The sequence below is a fragment of the Methanoregula sp. genome (genome assembly GCA_041645435.1).
GTDB lineage: Archaea > Halobacteriota > Methanomicrobia > Methanomicrobiales > Methanospirillaceae > Methanoregula.
In genome coordinates this window covers 667,125-685,467 of the sequence record JBAZQB010000001.1, presented here as the reverse complement: position 1 = coordinate 685,467, position 18,343 = coordinate 667,125, and the positions used below count along the sequence as shown (strand labels likewise).

Here is an 18,343-nt window from a genome sequence, read left to right as displayed (position 1 = left end):
AGTTGCCTATAGACTAGACCATGCGGTATGTCTCAAGGTTCATGGGGGAGTGCGTCTCGATATGGTACCGCTTGTAGATGGAACTTGCAAGATCGATGGTGTTGTTTTCATCCCCGTGGATGCAGAAAATTTTCTCGGGACGGGGCTGGATCTGCCCGATATAATTCATCAGCTGCCGGCGATCCGAGTGACCGGAGAAACCGTCAACCGTGACAATCTCTAAGTTGATAGTAATGGTCCCTTTTCGTCCCATCGGCACCTCGCGCCAGCCTTTCTGGATCCGCCGCCCATACGTACCGTCGGCCTGGTACCCGACAAAAATGAGGGCGTTCTTCTCATCCTGTGCAAGGTTTAAGAGATATTCCATTACGGGGCCGCCGTTGAGCATACCACTGGTTGTGATGATCACGCAGGGATCACCGTTAATGACTTTTTCCCGGAGTTCCTGCGAGTCCACCTGCTGGAAGCATTCGGCAAGGAATGGGTTCATGCCCTCGCGGAAGATCAGGTTCCGGAGTTCCGTGTTAAGGTACTCAGGATAGCAGGTGTGGATAGCGGTTGCTTCACGGATCATCCCATCCAGATAGATCTTTACCTTTGGGATCTTGTCAAGGCGCATACCTTCCTCAAGTGCCAGCATGACCTCCTGGGAACGTCCGACCGAGAAGGCCGGGATGATGACCTTGCCCCCCCGCGAGAGGACGGCGTTGATGGTCTCGTACAACTTTGCCTCGGCATCGGTCCGGGGCTGCTGGAAATCATTGCTGCCGCCATACGTGCTCTCCATGAAGAGTGCTTCGAGACGGGGGAACTGGTTGACGGCCGGATTGAAGAGACGGCTCTTGGCATAATTGAAGTCCCCGGTGAAGGCGATGTTGTACATGCCATCGCCGACATGAAAGTGTGCAATGGCTGAACCGAGGATATGGCCGGCATTATGGAAGGTGAGTTTGATATCCGGTGCAATATCGGTGACACTGCCATAATTGAGCGTAATGGAATGCCGGATATAGGTCTTGACTTCGTTGGATGAATAGGGAACCTTCCGGTCTTCCTTGTGAATCACATCGAGATAGTCCAGCTGGAGCATCGCCGAGAGATCACGGGTCGGGGGGGTGGAATAGACCGGGCCTTCGTACCCGTACTTGTAGAGGAGGGGCACCAGGGCACAATGATCGAGATGGGCATGGGTGAGAACAACCGCGTCGAGCTGGGCAAGCGGGTGAATCTCCGGGACATAGAGGTATGGCGTACCTCCCTGGTTGTCCGGCTTTTCGCCGCAATCGATCAGTATCCGGCTATTGGGCGTGGTGAGCAGGAATGCGGCCCGGCCGACTTCGCGGCAGCAGCCGAGCGTGGTCACGCGTGCCCAGTGATCCCGTTTGAGGGCATCCTTGCTGGTATCATCTTTACCGGGAATATCCCGGTGAATCCGGCGACCAATAGTGCGCAGGAATGCTTTACGTTCTTCGTTTGTGGAACGGAGGTACTGTCGGATCTGCTTTACGGTTGAACTCTCAATGGGAGGAGTCCGCACCACTTTTGGGGTCCAGCCGATATGGCGGGTGATATCGCGGAGTGTGGTACCGTTCTTACCGATTACAACCCCGGGTTTTTCTGCCTCAATCAGCACTTCACCCGTATCAGGATCAAAAAAGATATCGGTAATACCGGCGGTATCCGGGACCACAGCCTTAATCTCATTGTATGCTTTTTCGGGATCTTCTAAAATCGTTGGCCTGACAACGATCCGTTTGCGTAAATCCCGTGCAAGGATCTTGATCAAGTCTGCTTCGTCAGCAAACCGCTTCGGGTCATCGGTATAGATGACCAGCTCGGGGCCTTCGAATTCTACCTGCGTCACCGTGATGCCGTGGGGCACCTTTTCATTGATCTTGTCTTTTAGCTCTTTGAGCCGTTCTTCAATTAACATAATAATTAACATCCTAAAAAAAGTTTTATGCGGGAGATTTTACAAGATATTTTTGAAGTGAATCTTCTCCCATTTCCTGGTATTTATCTTTTGTAATAACGACGACATGGATACCTTCTCCGGATCCTGCATCGCGTTTCATGGCAGATTTCAGCGCACGTATTGCAATATCAATCGCTTCATCTTCATTCATATCCTTGCGGAACCGGTCTTCGAGAACCCCGTATGCCATGGGAGAGCCGGAGCCGGTTGCAACAATCTCTTCTTCCTTGGTTGCGCCACCCATTGCATCTACGGAGTATACACTGGGCCCGTTCTCATCAATACCCCCGACAAGGAGCTGGACGTAGTACGGGAAGTACCGGTTCTGGTTTAAATAATTCGAGAGCAATGTGGCTGAAGCTCCGACCGTGATTGAACGCGACCTCCGGATCTGGTAGAGATTGCATTCAACGGTAAGGATACGGGCGAGCTGCTGGGCATCCCCGACACCGCCGGCAGTGGTCATACCGATCCGGTCTGCCACCTTGTACACTTTTTTTGCTTTCTTGCTTGCGATCATGTAGCCCATGGTCGCCCGTTTCTCGGTTGCAAGGATCACGCCATCTTTAAAAACGATGCCGATGGTTGTTGTTCCCTTCATGGACTCCTGTAACTGTTCAGGCATAGTAACACCCCAAAAACAAATTAACGCTAAAATTCTTTAAAAGCGCTGTAAGGTATTAGATGATATTTGTAAATTTAAAGGTTTTTATTCAGACCCTTCACTACAGAGGGCCCGGATAAGTTCCCGATCAAAGAGCATGGCGACAAGGTGTTTATCTCCGTTAATAACGGGTAACTGATCCACTCTTGCCCTGCGCATCTTCAGGGCACATTCGCTGACTTCGGCGTTGTGCGGAACGGCAACCACATTCTTGACCATTGCCAGTTTTACCGGACGGTTGGGAAGCTGGACTTTTGATATGCCGAAACTGATCGTGTGGTTGTCCCGTATACTCTCCCAGGTCCATTCATCGTCATCGGTCCCATTTGAGAAATCACTCACGCCAACGGAATCTTCAATACTGGAACTCCTTATGAGATCGCGTTCCGAAATGATACCCTGCAGTTTGTTTTCATTATCAAGGATGGGGATTGCGTCGACTCCGGAGATTTCCATGATTCTTCCGACAACCGGGAGCGGTGTCTCTTCCCAGAGAGCAAATGTCGTGCTCGTGTAGGCAGTCTTGATCTCATCCTTGATCTTCATCTGGGCGATTGCATGAATGAGATCGGATACCGAAAGAAGACCGATCAGGTGACCATCCTCAACCACCGGCAGTCTCCGGATACGGTGCTTGACGAGAAGATGTGCAGCCTGACGGATATTTGCATCGGGTTCGATACTGATAGGCTTTGCCGTCATGAGAAGCCCCAGCTGGGTCTCTTCGGGTTTTCGCAGCAGATCTTTTCTTGTTATGATACCGACGATCTTCTTGTTCTTGATGACCGGTACACCGGAAATCCCCGTGCGCTTTAAAATTTTTAATACATCATCGCGGTTGCCAGGAATCTCAACATGGACAACGTCTGAAGTCATGTAGTCTTTGACAAGCATTTCAGTTATGATCTCACCACCAGAGTTGCGATTGAGCTATGGGAAACAACAAATGAGCTGACACTGCCGATGAGCAGCTTATCAGCATTACTCTTGCCATGGGATCCAACAACGATGATATCGCATTTTTCCCGTTCTGCAAGGGTTACCACCTCACTGCCGGCGTGACCCTGTTTCATATGCGTGGTAAGGGAAACGCCCTGTGTTGCGGCAAATGCTTTTGCTGAAGCAAGTTTATCCTGTCCTTCTTTTTCAAGAACACGGTACATTATCTCCACAGTATTATCGTTCGGAAGGGAGGAAAAAAGCCCCGTCTCTACCACATAAATCGCATGAATCTTTGCATTCCAGATTCGTGCCTCATCAACAGCCCGGGCCAATGCCCGATCGCTCACTTCAGAGCCATCTATTGCAACGAGAATATTAGTAAACACCGGAATCACCCAAAACAAACATTCCCTTTTTATTTGAGTTTACAAATTTAAAACGTTATGGACAATATGGCAGCCGGGGGCTCTTTTTGTGATAGATGCGACCGGATCGCGGCTGAAATGCAGCGCAGAGCGGGTCGGGTCGATCAGCATAAGATTTGCCCGTGCCCCTTTCCGGATAAAAAAAGATGACCCCGTTAGCGCCGAACCCTGTACTGCTGAACGAAGCAGGTTTTTGGGATCCATGCCATAAATGGTTGAAACAAACGCCATTTCAGAGAACATATCCGGGTGGACGAACATGACATTGTCCGTACCAAGGTAAAGAGTACAGCCGAGTTCCTGCATCTGTCGTAAAGGAGGTTTCTGTGCAGTTGTTGCCACCCCCAGGATCCAGTTTGATCGCGGGCAGACCGCAATAGGAATTTCCCGGTCCGCACACTGGCGGAGCTGGCGTTTTGTTGCATGCGTGGCATGGATGATCAGATCCGGCTCAAATGCCAGTGCCGCATCGACATCACCGGAATCCCGCTCTCCGGCATGAAATGCAATCTTTTTTCCCCGCAGTCTTGCCTCTTTTACCTGGTGTTCTGCATCTTTTATATCACGAACGCTACTGATTCCCAATCCATCCGCACCATTCTCCCCGCCCTCACGTCCAAAGATTATCGGGAGGAACGAGAGCCCGGTTGCAGCTTCTTTGAGTGCAGTAACCCCTTCCGGACCCCCCTCACGAAAATCAGCACAGCCGGCAACTCCTCCTTCAATCATTCCCTGCATACTTGCCCGCATTCCCCGGATAAGATCGTTTCGGGACGCTGCGGCAAGCAGGGTATGCTTCAGCCCATGCGGGGGAGTAACGAGAGCCGTGAGATCCCCGGTTGCACCACAATCCATGGCCACCGTATCGCCCAGGTGCGTATGTGCATTGAATAAGGCCGGACAGATCCAGCATTCTGGCGCACGGGCATTTTCCTCAATTGCCGTGATAAGACCGTTTTCTATGATAATGTCGACGGGAGCCAGCGTGAGCTCGTCGCCAACCAGCGCTTGTCCGGAGATCTGCTGAAGGGTTTTTTTCATACGCCGTAACTCTCCTTTATATATCCACAAACGAAATATATTTGCATGGCAAAGAAGCAAGGTGGAAGATTATTATCATCAGCAGGTCTCGTTAACTATTATGAGAGCGAAGACCGGCGGGCAATTCATATCGATCCTCTCATCGTTATGGGTGTGTCAGCAGGGATTGGAATTATTATCATGATTATGAACTATATCTACTAATGAACCCGAACAAAAATTAAGACCATTCCTTTTTCAACATTTTTTTGGTGATATCCTCATCACTCCGGAAATACAGGTTGTCATGACCTGTCCATTTCGGACAGTTGCGGAAGACAACGGCCGGAACACCATTGTTGCTCTCGCCCATCACGAAATTGGCAAAACCTGCGATCTCATCTGCAACAGCCTCTTCGGTAATCTTGAGCACATGCCCGAACAGATCCGTGTCGCCCCGGAAATCCCGGATTGCAGTAAAACCACACCACCCTATCGCATGACCGGTCTGGCCGCGACGGAATGAGCGCCCGCAGGTGTCGGTTATGATAATGCCGACATCCTTGCCGCAGATTGCCTGTATCTCGTCGCGGATTTCCTGGGACGCTTTCATCGGATCCGGCGGCAGAAAAATAACCATGCCATCTTCAATATTGCTCTGGTCGACACCGGCCCGGACCCCGATATGACCGAACGCAAGTTCGGAGAGGATAAACGGGTGCTCCATGATGATATCTGCAGATGCATCCAGGACTGCCTGGACAAAACGGGGATCTTCCCCATTCAGCTTCCCCAGTCGCTCAGCTCTTTTTGAAGGGACAATTGATGAGAGTTTTTGTGTGTGTCCTTTTGCCTTTGAATAGATTGTCGATGCAATGCACAGGATATCTCCATCCTGCAATGGCATGCGTTGGCAGATCATTGCAGCAATATCGTCGCCCGCATGGATGAGAGGAAGCCCCTGCACGCCCATGACCTGAATATTTTTCATAGTAACAGCTCTATGGGATGAAATGACGATATAGGAGTTTCGTTTCGTGTCCCGGTTTTTTTAAGAAATCCATGTATCGTTTCATTGATGGGGGCTGATACCCCCATACTCCCAATGAGGATATCTGCCGCCGCCCCCTATGGGGCGTCTCCGCAGCGATTCAATTGATTAAGGTGTATCACTTAGAATTTTTTATCAATCCCTGACTGCTCGATACTTCATGAACGAAAGAGCAGGATAAACCTTCATGCCCAGTGAGGCCTCAACAAGACGGCCGAGCGACCCCATCTTGGGTGGGAGAATTATAAGTATATTGCATGGGAGAATAACCGCCAGAATCCTGATTTTCCCATTATTACGAAATGTTCTCATTTTCTGTTGAAGTGAAAAATGCCGTCATTTCAGTATGACACCGTTTTTTTTAACCGACACGGATAAAAAAGCGCCGATATATTTTTAAGAGGATAACGCACATCACCTCATTACCATGTACCTCGTCATCCGGTGCCCATCCTGCAGTACCTTTACGTACGTGGACCATTTCCAGAAATGGAAACTCTGTCCCCAGTGCGGGCATGCGCATGAAGTGGTAAAGACACCCGCGTACCTTGAGGTACAGGATTTCCACGAGGCCGAACATATTGTTAAACAGATGCAAAAGCACCTCCACTCAACAAAGAAAAAGGATTTCACTCCCGAAGAAACTGCCGAGCTCCGCCACCATTATACCGAGGCGCTGCGAAAACGGGTTAAAAACCATCACGCCCACTAATACACGATTCTTTTTTTATACATTCAGATGAGGTGATGAATAACAGGTACAAAATTGTCCCGCTGATCATTGGTGCCGAATAAAATAGTCGGAGATGGATCGCAAGGAAATGAGAAATTCCCGGATACCCGGCCCTGCGATACTTCAAGATGTACGCGGGTGGCACTATTATGGAGGATGAGTGTGATGGAGCAGTATGACCTTACCGTGATTGGTGCAGGACCTGCCGGGCTTTTTTGTGCAATTCACGCAGCAGCACCCGGGTGCAGGATCCTTCTTCTGGAAAAGATGGATGAGCCGGGGAAAAAACTCCTGCTTTCAGGATCCGGCCAATGTAATATTACCCATACCGGTGAGATGCGGGATTTACTGTCCCATTATGGCGATCACGGGAAATGGTTGAAACCTGCACTCTTTTCGTTTACGAATAAAGCACTCATTGCATTTTTTGAGAACAAAGGTCTCCCCATGATGACTGAAGAGAATGGCAAAATCTTCCCTGAAACCCGGCAATCCGCAGATGTGCTGGCGATCCTTCTTAAAGAATGTGCAGCGAGGGGAGTTGAGATACGGTGCAGTGAACCGGTTACGGGAATCACCCGCGATACAGAAAGGTTTGAAATTGTATCTTCCCGTGCAACCTATCGTTCTACCGTTGTCGTGATCACGACCGGGGGATCATCCTATCCAAAGACGGGTTCGACCGGCGACGGGTACCGGTTAAGTACATCGCTGGGACAACCGGTTACGGATACTGCACCTGCCCTCACACCGCTCCTGATCCGGAATTTTCCCTTTGCTGCTCTTGCCGGCATCTCGTTTGAAAATATGCCGTTTACGGTCTGGCGGGCCGGGAAAAAGGCTGGAGAGTTCAAAGGAGACGTCCTTTTTACGCACCTTGGCGTATCCGGCCCCGGGATTCTCGATGCATCGCGGAACATCCAGCCGGATGACGTGATCAAACTCTCGTTTGTGGGAGCGATGAAGCGCGAGGAGTTCACTGCGGATCTCAGCCGCCGTGTGCAGGAAAACAGGACCTGGCAGGTCAGCACGATACTTGCGGGATACCCGATCCCGGAGCGTCTCAACCGGAAACTCCTGAAGATTTCAGATATCCCTGATGATCTGAAGTGTAATCATTTTTCCGCAGAACTGCGATCGCGACTGGTCACGAACTGCACAGAATTTCCCATGACCGTTACCGCACCGGGAGGTTTTGCTGTGGCGATGGTAACCCGGGGCGGAGTGGCGCTCGATGGCGTGAACATGAAAACCCTGGAATCGAACAGTGTTCCCAACCTGTATTTTGCCGGAGAGGTGCTGGATATCGATGGCGATACCGGGGGTTATAATTTACAGGCCGCATTCTCGACCGGTTACCTTGCGGCGCAGGGTATCCGGAAACGGCATGCGGAGAAGAGAGGGGCATCGGGAGAATCACCCCCCACTTAAACCGGGGTTCTTTTCATTTGTGGGGTCTTGGCTATGACTGAAAAACCGGCGCGATTTAATCGCGACTAAATTACACGGTTTTCTCCCGGACCGGGTGTTTCACCTGTATTACGCTTTTACCGATTGCGAATCCCGGACCCGATGCTGAAGGAAATAATACGTACACTCACTGCCGGAAAAAAGATGAAAAAATGTATCCTGAAAATATTATTCAGGTTTCTTTACGACCGGATAACTCAATGAACCCGCTTTCTTGATCAGGTAATACCCCGCACCAAGACCCACAACAATCACACCGATGCCCATCAGTTCAAACCCAAACCCAAAGGGATCTGTAGACGAGGGGTCCAGGAGGATCACTTTTCGTGCCATGGCGATAATGGCCAGCAGGATAATAATCTCTACGTGGATGACATTTTCGATAAAGTATGCTTTGATGGTATCCAGCAGTTCGACACCGATCAGCACCAGCAGGAACCCCCCGAGTACCGCGATCATTTCAGAGGGAATAAGGAGATATCGGGTTTCAAGCCAGAGCGTTATGTACATGGCATTGATAAGCTCAAAAAGAGCTGCGATGAGAACAACCATCAGCAGGAGCATGAGCACCGCGTAAATGCTTTTTTCGAATTTATTGACAATCTCAATCATGGATAATCACTCTTCCACAGGTATCAGATCCGGGTTTGCCGGATTATATAACTTCACCACATCGCCAATTACGATCACGGCCGGAGGTTTGACACCCGCCTTTTTTGCCGCATCGGCAATGGCTGCCAGCGACCCGGTGGTCACCCGCCGGTCTTTCCGTAGGCCGCGTTCGATGATCGCAACCGGCATGTCCGGAGATTTGCCGTTCTGCATGAGGACCGCGGCAATCTTGCCAAGATTGGCAACGCCCATCAGGATTACAATCGTTCCCCGGCTCCGGGCAAGGAGTTTCCAGTCAAGGGCCGGCTCGGGCTTGGTCGGGTCTTCGTTGCCGGTCAGGATGGTGACCTGCGAGGCGTACTTCCGGTGCGTGAGCGGGATTCCCACGGATGCCGGAACCGCAAGGGCACTGGAGATCCCCGGGACCATCTCGACATCGATACCGGCAGCCCGGACCGTCTCGAGTTCCTCGCCGCCACGACCGAACAGGAATGGATCGCCGCCTTTCAGCCGGACTACGGTCTTTCCCGCTTTTGCCCGGTCCACGACAAGAGCCTCGATCTCGTCCTGTTCCAGCGTATGCTTTCCGCCGTACTTGCCGCAGTCGATCTTCTCAGCACGGGCAGGCAGGGATGCAAGGATCTCTTCACCCGGGAGCTGGTCGAACAGCACAACATCCGCAGCATCGATCACATTCCGGGCCCGCTGCGTGAGCAGGCTTTCGCCACCGGGGCCGGAGCCCACCAGATAGACTTTACCCTTCATTGCATAACCCCAGTTGTGTATAGGCTTCATCGATCAAAGCCTGTGCCCTGCCTTTGAGCACCCTGCCCTGCTCCCGTGCCTGCTCAATGGTTGTCACATCCGTTTCTATCCGTTCCGTGCGAGTCCCGTCCAGCGACAGCACTTCGGCGATGAGATGACCGGCCCGGCAATAGATCCCGAGCGGTGTGAAGCATCCCCCGCCCAGCTGTTCCATCACTGCCCGTTCTATCAGCACATCGGTTCGTGTCTGCGGGTGATCGAGTGCCGAGAGCACTTCCATAAGCGAGGGATCTGCCCGGCTCACGACCGCGATGGTGCCCTGGTTCGGGGACGGGACAAATTTCTCCGGAGGAAATCGTTCACCGGGAAGCCGGATGCCCAGCCGGGTCAGCCCTGCTTCGGCAAGGATGATCGCGTCATATTCTCCTTCATTCAGCTTCCGGATTCGGGTATCGACATTGCCCCGGAGATCTTTTATCGTGAGATCCGGGTCGTGCCGAAGCAGCTGGGCACGCCTCCGGGTGCTTGAAGTGCCAAGAATTTTCACGTTACCCAGCGGGCCGTTATGGGCAATATAATCCGCCGGGGAATCGCGTTTGAGCACTGCAGCGGTAAAAAGCCCGTGGGGACGGTACGCGGGAATATCTTTCATACTGTGTACAGCACAATCGATCTGACCGGCAAGGATCGCATCGTCAAGTGCCCGGACAAAGACGCCCTGTCCGCCAATCGCATGCAGCGGAACCTGGGTGGTTGTATCTCCCTGCGTGGTGATGATGTGCTTTTCGGAGGGGATGCCAAGCGCAGAGAGTTTTTTCATGACCATCTCGGTCTGTGCGAGTGCCAGTTTGCTGCCACGGGTTCCAATCTTTATCGACATTTTGCGTACGCCTGTGAGAGAGTTGTCAGATCCTGATCGCTGTGCGCTGTTGAAATAAAGTTGGTTTCAAACTGGGAGGGGGGGAGGAAGATACCGGCATCCAGCATCCGTTTCCAGCACCTGCCAAACGCATCAGTGTTGCACTCCTTGACCTCGCGGTAATTTTTCGGGGGTTTATTGCGGAAGAAATACTTGAACATTGAACCGAGCCGGACAAACGAACCGTCGTGGTTACTTTTCAGCGACTCTTCGAGCGCACGCGTTTTTGCATCCAGCTCGTCATAGAGTATGCGATTATCATGGAGGTAATTGAGCGTGGCGATACCGGCAGAAAGCGAGAGCGGATTTCCGGAAAAGGTTCCGGCCTGGTATACCGGGCCCTGCGGAGCAACGAGCTGCATGATATCGCGCCGCCCGCCAAACGCACCAATGGGAAGCCCGCCGCCAATAATTTTGCCGAGTGTAGTAAGGTCCGGCCGGACGCCATACATTACCTGAGCCCCGCCAATGCCAAGGCGGTAGCCGGTGATCACTTCATCGAAGATCAGCAGAACATCATGTGCTTTTGTGATCTCCCGGACATCCCCGAGATAATTTTTCCCGGGCAGGATCGGTCCTATGTTGCCGAGCACCGGCTCGATGATGAGTGCTGCGACATCGGTATGAGCGGTGAGCAGAGATTCGAGACCTTCGGGATCATTGTAGGGCACCTGCCGGGTGTGCTTCACGAGATCGGCAAGAACCCCGGCGGAATCCGGGACCCCCATCGTGGTTGCACCGGATCCCGCCTTGACGAGCACGGCATCGTGGGCACCGTGAAACCCGCCCTCGATCTTCACGATGTCTTTTTTGCCGGTGAACCCGCGTGCGAGCCGGATGGCGGCCATCGTGGCTTCCGAGCCGCTCGACACAAACCGCACCATGTCCATGCCCGGGTGATCGCCGGTAATCATCTTCGCAAATTCGGGTTCGAGCGGTGAAGGGGTACCGTACAGCCACCCGTAATCCAGCTGTGCCTCTACAGCCTGCCGGACCTGCGGGGCCGCATGCCCGAGAAGGAGCGGGCCGTACGCCATACAACAGTCGAGCAGGGTATCGCCATCAACGGTTGTCAGGTGCGAACCGCTTGCATGGGCGGTATAAAACGGGTACGGTTTTATTGCCCGTACCGGGCTGCTGACACCCCCGGGCATCAGGGTCTTTGCGATTGCGAACAAGTCACTGCTGTTATTTTTCATCGAGCCACCCGGCAACATCTGCCGCAAAATAGGTAATGATGAGGTCTGCTCCCGCACGCTTGATGCAGGTCAGGCTCTCCAGCACCGTCTCTTTTTCCTTTAACCACCCTCGCTCGGCTGCGCATTTGATCATGGAGTATTCACCGCTGACCTGGTAGGCAGCAACCGGCAGGCCGAGTCCTGCTACTTCTGCAAGGATGTCGAGATAGAATCCCGCGGGTTTTACCATGAGGATGTCAGCCCCCTCATCCGCATCCATCTGGGATTCCAGGATCGCTTCCCGGCTGTTGCCGTAATGGATCTGGTAAGTGGAGCGGTCACCAAACGAAAACCCGGAGCCTGCCGCTTCACGGAACGGCCCGTAGAGTGCAGAGGCAAACTTGGTTGAATAGGACATGATCAGCACATCTTCAAACCCTGCGTCGTCAAGCGCTGCACGCAACGATCCCACCATGCCGTCAAGCATGCAGGAGGGTGCAATAATATCTGCCCCGCTCTCAGCATGACTGCACGCGATCCGGTTCATCAGTTCGAGCGAGGGATCGTTCAACAGGTCCAGGCCATTCCGGCCCTCCCCGACAATCCCGCAATGCCCGTGATCGGTATATTCGCAGGCACAGACATCGGTGATGACAACCATTCCCGGCACTTCTGCTTTGATCCTGCGGACTGCCTGCTGTACAACCCCTTCGGGATCGTGAGCCGAGCACGCTTCCGGATCTTTCTCCAGCGGGATACCAAAGAGCAGTACAGCGCGTATCCCGCGTTTCCACAGGTCCGCGGCAACTTCAGCAATCCCGTCGATGGGATAGTTGAACTGGCCGGGCATCGCATCGATCGGCCGGGGGGAACTGATCGTTTCATTGACAAAAAGGGGAGCGATAAGATCGTTCTTTGTCAGGCTTGTCTCACGCAGGAGCGGCTGGATATGCCGTGTACGTGTTCTTCTCATCCGTCGCTGGGGAAACATACTGGAAGCGGGCCTCCTGCTCTTGCTTATGGATTACAGTTTTAAAAACCAATGGTATTTATGATTACTTTATTCACCGTCATGCATCGCCGGTCTTTTCAACAGTATGACTCTTGAGAGCGCAGGCAAGGCGGAGCGCACTGTTGGCCATGTTCTGCAGGTCTTCCTGCGTGTATTTGTTATTCTCGATCAATCCCCAGTCTTTTGTCGTGTCTTCGTCATTCTCCCCCACCCAGGATGCAATGGCAACTTCCGGGGTATGAAATCCAAGCCACGACACAAAATTCAGGAGATTGCCGGCTACGTGCTGGATACCGTCCACATGCCCGATGATGATGAGAGCGGCGACCTTGTTCGTGATCATGCGCCTGCCGAACCACGAGAACTGGTTCTCAATACAGTTCATCCGCTCCACAAATTTCTGGACCAGCGCAGAATGATTGTTCCACCGGATCGGGGTGGCAAGGATCAGGATGTCACAGGCAAGCACGGCATCGTAGACTACCTGCATCTGGTCATCATCGTACTTTATCGAGCTCTGGCACGGGTAGGTGCAGTAATCCGGGTTCTCGGAATAGTTCCCCTCGCAATCATGGATGACCAGATCCTTGAGCCGCAGAAATTGTGTCTCACATCCATTACCTTTGTACAGGTCAAGTGCCCGCAGGAGAAGACGCTCCGATTTGCTCATTCCCGGCTGCTGCCGGCTCGAACCCGACAGTCCCAGAACTTTGATCTGCCGGCAGGCATTCATGTCCGGGACGGGGATGATATTGAGACCGAATTTCCTTCCAACCAGTGGCGCAGGCATGAATTAATAATCCTTAGTCCTGATTATCTATTTGTTGGTTTGTTTGCCTGCGTGATGGCAAACGGGAACCTGCGAATCACGTAACCGGGATGTGCACGATGAATGAGAATGTCAAAACGATCATTGAGGAAAACAAGAAAAAGTGTATCTGTGAACCCTGCCCCTCGTACACCGAGTGCATGCGGGCGGGCCCTGCACTGCTGTTCTGCGTGACGGGAAAAAGCGCTGACTGCATCTTTGAGAGGAAGGGGTGCCTCTGCCCCGGCTGCCCGGTAACGACAATTCTCGGCTTAAAAAAGGCATATTATTGCATCAAAGGTACTGAAACGGAACAGAAATGACGGAGTCAGTCATGCTGCCTGGCGCTGCAATCGTAAATCATCCTGTTTTTTATGCCGGTCAGGGAAATGCATAATCATGCAGATATCCCGCAATCTCTTTGTTCTCCTGATTCTCTGTGCTCTATTATTTTGTGCCGGGTGTACCCAGCCGGCTTCGCAGGTGACTGTTGCTCCGGGTACTGGATCATCAGCGGTTATTGATCCGGCATCCCTGGGTCTCACACCCTCCGATATACCGCAGGGATTTACCCTCGCTGAAAGCAGGACAAAGAAACCATCAGAAATGAGTCAGCTTGCCCTTGACCTGGGCTGGCAGGGCGGGTACGTGGCAAGATATACCAGCCCTCCGCAGAACGGGGCGGGCGGGTACGAGATCATTCACTCCATCGCCCTCTACCCGGCCCAGAAGATGCCCGATGTGATCGCGTATTCAGAACAGCAGGGTCAGTCTGACACGGGTTTTGCCTACACCCGCATTGCCGTCCCTAAACTGGGAACACAGGCCCGGGGATTTTCCGGGACCTACGTGGAGCAGAATGCCGGCGGGAACCGTGAGAGCAATCCGATGACTGCCGACCTGGACACCCCGATTGCCCCGGCCACCGTAAAAATGAATTTTTCCGAGATCATATTCTCGAAGGGGAATGCATTTGAAGTGGTAAAATTGTCAGGACCTTCACCCGACACGGCATTGCTGCTCAGCCTGAGCGAAAGGGCCTATGCAAAGATTCCCTGAAAGGCAAAAACTTTTTTTTCATCACCTTTTTTGGGTATTCCACCATTTCAATCGGAAATAGCAAAAGCCCCTTTTCAGATGGCGGCTCCCCCGCGAAAAAGTATTTTTCCCAGTCTACCGGTTTATTTTTCGTTGCCGATACGGTCGCCTTTCGTGATCGCTTTTACCAGCGCATCGACGGTTTCCAGATCCCCTTCTTCTGCACTGGAACGAATGGAAAAAGTCAGGTCCGTAAGTAGTTTTTTTGCCAGCACCCGGGTAAGGTCATCAACAATATCTGCGGTTTTCTGATCTGCCGGAGTAAGGCGGGCGATTGCCCGGTCGCGCTCCCGTATGCGTACCGTCTCTGCCCACGTGTGAAGGGATGCCAGCGCATCATCGGCAGATTTCCGGTGCAGGTGGCGCAGGAAAATTTCAAGTTCATCTTCAACGAATGCATGGGCACGGTCGGCTTCTGCCTTCCGTGTGCTCATCGTCTGTTCGTTGATGCTGCGGAGATTATCGATGGTGAAGAGATGGACGCCATCGATCGTCTCTGCACCTTCCTCGACATCCCGTGGCTGGGCGATATCGATCAGGATGAGCGGGCGGGGGTGCCCTTCAACGGGCCAGCAACGGTCCTTCATGGCATGGGCAAGATCCTTACGGTGAATGATCGGGTGCGGGGCGGATGTGCAGGAGATCACCACATCGGAAAGGGTGATGTAATGGTAGAGTTCCGAGAGTTTCACCGCTTTGCCACCGATCTTGTCTGCAAGGATAACAGCCCGGCCGTATGTACGGTTTGCCACGTACATGGCGGTCAGGTGCTTTGCCGCAAGTGCCTGTGCGACAAGCAGCCCCATCTCGCCGCTGCCAACGACAAGGATGTGTTTTCCCGCAAGGCTGCCGATCTCTGCCTCGGCAAGAAGCACGGCTGCCGAACCCACAGATACGGAACCCCGGTTGATCAGGGTGCGCTGCCGGACCTCGACACCGACATGCACGGCCTTGTTGATGCAGGTCTCTAAGAAACTGCTCGAGGTCTGCGCCTCATGGGCATCTGACAGGGCCTTTTTGAGCTGGCCGATGATCTGGTCTTCTCCCACAATCATCGAATCTATGCCGGACGCTAAGGCAAAGAGATGGCGTAAAGCTCCCTTTTCTTCATGGACAAAGAACCCTTTTCTTCCCAGCCCGGTAAGAAATTCCCGCAGCTCGTCTACTGACCCTTCCACTATCACTTCAACCCGGTTACAGGTCTGGAGCAGGAGTACACCTTTGAACCGTGCCGATGCATCTTTGAGAAATTCTGCTTCGTCCGCAAACCGGAATGCTTCGATTGCGGTTACATTTGCGGTATGGTGGCTGACACCGGCGATGGCGATGGGTATACCGCTTTGATCAGTCATGCAAATACCTCTTCTTTACCACGTCCCATGCGTCTGAAGTGTCGGCTGAAAGGGCAGTCCATACCGATGCATCATTGAGCACTTCCCGGAGAATCGCATTCCGTTTCACCTGATCGGGTTCAGCACGCTTTAATTCAGCACGGAGGCGCTGCTGCAGGGCGATCATTGAATCCAGTGCCGGAAATGCCTGTTCCAGGTGCTCCCGGATAAACCGGGAGATGGCCGGGCTGCTGCCATTGGTGCTGATGGCGAGCGTGTAACCGGCACCCCGGGTAACCGAGGGTAAGATCACATCGCCGGGCTCACCATCGGCATTGTTGAACAGGATATCACGTTTCCTGCAAAGCCGCCCGATCCGGTTGTTCTGGGCGGGATCAGACAGAGCCCCGATCACAAGGAATGCCCCGTCAAGCAGGGCTTCGAGCGAGGCGTCGGTTTCCGTGCTGACATCGCATTCCCTGCGGGTTACCGGAATCTCCAGAATTTTCTGCTGGAACGACCGGCTAATGACGGTCACTTCAGCCACACCGGCAAAATATGCGGCCTTGCGTGCAGCCACATCTCCCCCTCCGAAGATGACGATGCGCCGTTGGGAGCAGTCCACAAAGAGAGGGATCATCTGGTATTAGGTAGAGTTATTATAGGAAAAAACCCTGTCGTTATGTTCTCATATTTCTTTCAACATGAAAGGGCAGTATATTCGTCAACGCGGGCAGGACTTTTTTATTTTTTCCGGACTCCGGTTCAACCGCTCATCAGGAACATAATTAAGAATTAATCCGGCAACAATATACCTGCTCACGGAAATGTTGAATGGTTCGCTTTCCGCCATTCAAATTCGCCATCCAAAATCATGAAAGCGGATTTCTGTGCGGGCAATGATGCAGTGAGTTCCTGAAAAATATTCTGCTCACGCCGGAGAAAGCGGAATCCGGGGCTCCCCACTTCGATATACTTAAATTGTTTGAATTCCCACATTGTAGAGCACACTGCGCCGATAGTGTAGTGGTTATCACTAGGCGTTGCCAACGCCTAAACCCGGGTTCGAGTCCCGGTCGGCGCACTTCTTTTGTTGGGTTGTTGAAGAGAGCTGAGGCTCTTTTATAAAAATCCATTCTTCATTACTAGATATTCAGTATTAGTTTTGCTAGTATTGTGCCAATATTTGCTCCTTAATGTTTTTTATTTCACTAAGTATATCGTCAAAATTTTTAAATTGATTCTGAAAAATCATAAACCAAGCAGTTGTTGATTTGATATCATTCGGCCAAATATTAATTTGGCTATTCAAACGGACTAGATCCTCAAAATAATTTTGAAGACGAGAATAAAATTCTGGATTTTGAATTAAATAACGAGTTGTGAGTAACAATTCCAAAGAATGTGTTCGAAATCGGCTTGTTAGAAATACACCTCCCCCACGGGGATTCTTTGCATACTGTTGGTTAGTATTTATGTGATCAACCAATATTGGCCATAATTTGACATTTGATTCCAATTCATTTACTAATGCATCTAATTTCCTAATCGTTTCATCTCGAGAGATTATTTCAAAAATTGTCCCTCTTCCAGAAATTGTTTCTAGAACATGGCTATCATTTATATTTGGATTGTTAATACAATCCTCTATTGCGATTTTCAGATTATCTTTGAATCTACTCATCTCACTATGGTAATGAGGATCTGAAGTCAATTTTGGATATTTAATCATTCCTTTTATTGAAATATCAAAAGGAATGTTCGTCCCTTCTTCAGCAATTACAATAGTTCCATTCCTGAAACATTGACGAACTCCTAATTCCCACATTACATTTGCATTTAAATCTGTAATATCTGCTAAAACTATTTGAGAAACAATCAAATTTTTTATGATATCTCTTAAAATGTCAGTTCGAACGGCTTTAGATCTTTCAATTGGTAGATCTGTAAGTCCTTGTATACTTGGTTTTAATAAGTGTTCATAATGATTTGTCCAATATTCTTCAGAATGCTCAGGTATTGTTCCACTAAATGGCATAATAATGAATATTTTATGATCAAGTTCCATCCGTCAACCTCGAATTAATGATAATAATTAAAAATAGATGGTTATTGTACTCAAATAATTATCTAATTCGTAGAAATTAAATTGCAAAATTTAATTACGCAATTTTTACGTCAGATTTTTCTGAATAATTTTATCATCTACATACTTCATGCATGGATATGAAAAGAACTAAAGAGCGAGGATAACTCCGAACCATGAAAATCATCAGTTACGATTCTCCCCCGCCTCAGGGCCTCTCCGAGGCACGGCGGGGCAATACGGTTTCAACATTT

Annotated in this window: 20 protein-coding genes and 1 tRNA gene; 6 read left to right on the top strand and 15 right to left on the bottom strand. The window is 51.2% G+C overall.

All coding sequences use genetic code 11. The annotated features are described in order from the left end of the window. Positions 1-13: 13 nt before the first annotated feature. The 5 genes from WC593_03255 to WC593_03235 all read right to left on the bottom strand — a co-directional run bounded on the left by WC593_03255 (position 14) and on the right by WC593_03235 (position 5,047). Positions 14-1,933, bottom strand: coding sequence for a beta-CASP ribonuclease aCPSF1 (locus tag WC593_03255; GenBank protein ID MFA4824154.1), 1,920 nt, complete (start codon positions 1,931-1,933; stop codon positions 14-16). A 25-nt stretch (positions 1,934-1,958) separates the two neighbouring features. After that, positions 1,959-2,600: an archaeal proteasome endopeptidase complex subunit beta gene (gene psmB / locus WC593_03250; protein ID MFA4824153.1), complete on the bottom strand. Its 642-nt coding sequence runs from the start codon at positions 2,598-2,600 to the stop codon at positions 1,959-1,961. An 84-nt stretch (positions 2,601-2,684) separates the two neighbouring features. Next, complete coding sequence (locus tag WC593_03245; GenBank protein MFA4824152.1) at positions 2,685-3,533, bottom strand: CBS domain-containing protein; 849 nt, start codon at positions 3,531-3,533, stop codon at positions 2,685-2,687. A gap of 5 nt (positions 3,534-3,538) precedes the next feature. Further along, complete coding sequence (locus tag WC593_03240) at positions 3,539-3,967, bottom strand: universal stress protein (GenBank protein ID MFA4824151.1); 429 nt, start codon at positions 3,965-3,967, stop codon at positions 3,539-3,541. Positions 3,968-4,006: 39 nt separating this feature from the next. Further along, the gene (locus tag WC593_03235) at positions 4,007-5,047 is read right to left on the bottom strand and encodes an amidohydrolase family protein (protein ID MFA4824150.1); all 1,041 of its coding nucleotides are present in this window, start codon (positions 5,045-5,047) and stop codon (positions 4,007-4,009) included. 45 nt (positions 5,048-5,092) lie between these two features. On the opposite strand from WC593_03235, the gene WC593_03230 reads away from it, so the two are divergent. Continuing rightward, positions 5,093-5,251, top strand: coding sequence for a preprotein translocase subunit Sec61beta (locus WC593_03230; GenBank protein MFA4824149.1), 159 nt, complete (start codon positions 5,093-5,095; stop codon positions 5,249-5,251). Between the two features lie 16 nt (positions 5,252-5,267). Here the strand turns inward: WC593_03230 and WC593_03225 are convergent, their stop codons facing one another. Further along, the gene (locus tag WC593_03225) at positions 5,268-6,017 is read right to left on the bottom strand and encodes a coenzyme F420-0:L-glutamate ligase (protein MFA4824148.1); all 750 of its coding nucleotides are present in this window, start codon (positions 6,015-6,017) and stop codon (positions 5,268-5,270) included. 487 nt (positions 6,018-6,504) lie between these two features. Here WC593_03225 and WC593_03220 point away from each other — a divergent pair, with 487 nt between their 5' ends. Together WC593_03220 and WC593_03215 are read left to right on the top strand one after the other, a co-directional pair. Beyond that, positions 6,505-6,789 (top strand): DUF1922 domain-containing protein, encoded by a 285-nt coding sequence (locus WC593_03220; GenBank protein MFA4824147.1) that lies wholly within the window; start codon positions 6,505-6,507, stop codon positions 6,787-6,789. A 186-nt stretch (positions 6,790-6,975) separates the two neighbouring features. Then, complete coding sequence (locus WC593_03215) at positions 6,976-8,241, top strand: NAD(P)/FAD-dependent oxidoreductase (protein ID MFA4824146.1); 1,266 nt, start codon at positions 6,976-6,978, stop codon at positions 8,239-8,241. Positions 8,242-8,448: 207 nt separating this feature from the next. On the opposite strand, the gene WC593_03210 is transcribed toward WC593_03215, so the two are convergent. From WC593_03210 to WC593_03185, 6 genes are all read right to left on the bottom strand, one after another. Next, entirely contained in the window at positions 8,449-8,892 is a 444-nt protein-coding gene (locus WC593_03210; GenBank protein MFA4824145.1) for a phosphate-starvation-inducible PsiE family protein, read from the bottom strand. Between the two features lie 6 nt (positions 8,893-8,898). Further along, positions 8,899-9,657, bottom strand: coding sequence for a uroporphyrinogen-III C-methyltransferase (gene cobA / locus WC593_03205; protein MFA4824144.1), 759 nt, complete (start codon positions 9,655-9,657; stop codon positions 8,899-8,901). Beyond that, the gene (gene hemC, locus WC593_03200; GenBank protein MFA4824143.1) at positions 9,647-10,537 is read right to left on the bottom strand and encodes a hydroxymethylbilane synthase; all 891 of its coding nucleotides are present in this window, start codon (positions 10,535-10,537) and stop codon (positions 9,647-9,649) included. The genes cobA and hemC overlap by 11 nt, the downstream gene beginning before the upstream one ends. Further along, on the bottom strand, positions 10,528-11,775 hold the full coding sequence (locus tag WC593_03195; GenBank protein MFA4824142.1) for a glutamate-1-semialdehyde 2,1-aminomutase: 1,248 nt from the start codon (positions 11,773-11,775) through the stop codon (positions 10,528-10,530). Before WC593_03195 ends, hemC begins: the two co-directional genes overlap by 10 nt. Further along, positions 11,765-12,745 (bottom strand): porphobilinogen synthase, encoded by a 981-nt coding sequence (gene hemB, locus WC593_03190; GenBank protein MFA4824141.1) that lies wholly within the window; start codon positions 12,743-12,745, stop codon positions 11,765-11,767. Before hemB ends, WC593_03195 begins: the two co-directional genes overlap by 11 nt. Positions 12,746-12,824: 79 nt before the next feature. Beyond that, positions 12,825-13,556: a flavodoxin family protein gene (locus WC593_03185; GenBank protein ID MFA4824140.1), complete on the bottom strand. Its 732-nt coding sequence runs from the start codon at positions 13,554-13,556 to the stop codon at positions 12,825-12,827. A gap of 98 nt (positions 13,557-13,654) precedes the next feature. On the opposite strand from WC593_03185, the gene WC593_03180 reads away from it, so the two are divergent. Together WC593_03180 and WC593_03175 are read left to right on the top strand one after the other, a co-directional pair. After that, on the top strand, positions 13,655-13,897 hold the full coding sequence (locus tag WC593_03180; GenBank protein ID MFA4824139.1) for a DUF2769 domain-containing protein: 243 nt from the start codon (positions 13,655-13,657) through the stop codon (positions 13,895-13,897). A gap of 76 nt (positions 13,898-13,973) precedes the next feature. Beyond that, complete coding sequence (locus tag WC593_03175; GenBank protein MFA4824138.1) at positions 13,974-14,633, top strand: hypothetical protein; 660 nt, start codon at positions 13,974-13,976, stop codon at positions 14,631-14,633. Positions 14,634-14,755: 122 nt separating this feature from the next. On the opposite strand, the gene hemA is transcribed toward WC593_03175, so the two are convergent. After that, entirely contained in the window at positions 14,756-16,024 is a 1,269-nt protein-coding gene (gene hemA / locus WC593_03170; protein MFA4824137.1) for a glutamyl-tRNA reductase, read from the bottom strand. After that, complete coding sequence (locus tag WC593_03165; protein ID MFA4824136.1) at positions 16,017-16,643, bottom strand: bifunctional precorrin-2 dehydrogenase/sirohydrochlorin ferrochelatase; 627 nt, start codon at positions 16,641-16,643, stop codon at positions 16,017-16,019. The genes hemA and WC593_03165 overlap by 8 nt, the downstream gene beginning before the upstream one ends. 372 nt (positions 16,644-17,015) lie before the next feature. Between WC593_03165 and WC593_03160 the strand changes: the two genes are divergently transcribed. Beyond that, positions 17,016-17,087: transfer RNA gene (locus WC593_03160), tRNA-Gly, on the top strand. An 84-nt stretch (positions 17,088-17,171) separates the two neighbouring features. On the opposite strand, the gene WC593_03155 is transcribed toward WC593_03160, so the two are convergent. Then, entirely contained in the window at positions 17,172-18,071 is a 900-nt protein-coding gene (locus WC593_03155; protein MFA4824135.1) for a hypothetical protein, read from the bottom strand. Between the last annotated feature and the right edge of the window lie 272 nt (positions 18,072-18,343).

Bases quoted from the DNA above. Each gene is read 5' to 3' on its own strand.
- WC593_03180 (MFA4824139.1), top strand. From the start codon at position 13,655: ATGAATGAGAATGTCAAAACGATCATTGAGGAAAACAAGAAAAAGTGT.
- WC593_03185 (MFA4824140.1), bottom strand. From the start codon at position 13,556: ATGCCTGCGCCACTGGTTGGAAGGAAATTCGGTCTCAATATCATCCCC.
- WC593_03165 (MFA4824136.1), bottom strand. From the start codon at position 16,643: ATGATCCCTCTCTTTGTGGACTGCTCCCAACGGCGCATCGTCATCTTC.
- WC593_03175 (MFA4824138.1), top strand. From the start codon at position 13,974: ATGCAGATATCCCGCAATCTCTTTGTTCTCCTGATTCTCTGTGCTCTA.
- WC593_03230 (MFA4824149.1), top strand. From the start codon at position 5,093: ATGGCAAAGAAGCAAGGTGGAAGATTATTATCATCAGCAGGTCTCGTT.
- WC593_03245 (MFA4824152.1), bottom strand. From the start codon at position 3,533: ATGCTTGTCAAAGACTACATGACTTCAGACGTTGTCCATGTTGAGATT.
- WC593_03210 (MFA4824145.1), bottom strand. From the start codon at position 8,892: ATGATTGAGATTGTCAATAAATTCGAAAAAAGCATTTACGCGGTGCTC.
- psmB (MFA4824153.1), bottom strand. From the start codon at position 2,600: ATGCCTGAACAGTTACAGGAGTCCATGAAGGGAACAACAACCATCGGC.
- WC593_03155 (MFA4824135.1), bottom strand. From the start codon at position 18,071: ATGGAACTTGATCATAAAATATTCATTATTATGCCATTTAGTGGAACA.
- cobA (MFA4824144.1), bottom strand. From the start codon at position 9,657: ATGAAGGGTAAAGTCTATCTGGTGGGCTCCGGCCCCGGTGGCGAAAGC.
- WC593_03220 (MFA4824147.1), top strand. From the start codon at position 6,505: ATGTACCTCGTCATCCGGTGCCCATCCTGCAGTACCTTTACGTACGTG.
- WC593_03225 (MFA4824148.1), bottom strand. From the start codon at position 6,017: ATGAAAAATATTCAGGTCATGGGCGTGCAGGGGCTTCCTCTCATCCAT.
- WC593_03215 (MFA4824146.1), top strand. From the start codon at position 6,976: ATGGAGCAGTATGACCTTACCGTGATTGGTGCAGGACCTGCCGGGCTT.
- hemB (MFA4824141.1), bottom strand. From the start codon at position 12,745: ATGTTTCCCCAGCGACGGATGAGAAGAACACGTACACGGCATATCCAG.
- WC593_03195 (MFA4824142.1), bottom strand. From the start codon at position 11,775: ATGAAAAATAACAGCAGTGACTTGTTCGCAATCGCAAAGACCCTGATG.
- hemA (MFA4824137.1), bottom strand. From the start codon at position 16,024: ATGACTGATCAAAGCGGTATACCCATCGCCATCGCCGGTGTCAGCCAC.
- hemC (MFA4824143.1), bottom strand. From the start codon at position 10,537: ATGTCGATAAAGATTGGAACCCGTGGCAGCAAACTGGCACTCGCACAG.
- WC593_03255 (MFA4824154.1), bottom strand. From the start codon at position 1,933: ATGTTAATTGAAGAACGGCTCAAAGAGCTAAAAGACAAGATCAATGAA.
- WC593_03235 (MFA4824150.1), bottom strand. From the start codon at position 5,047: ATGAAAAAAACCCTTCAGCAGATCTCCGGACAAGCGCTGGTTGGCGAC.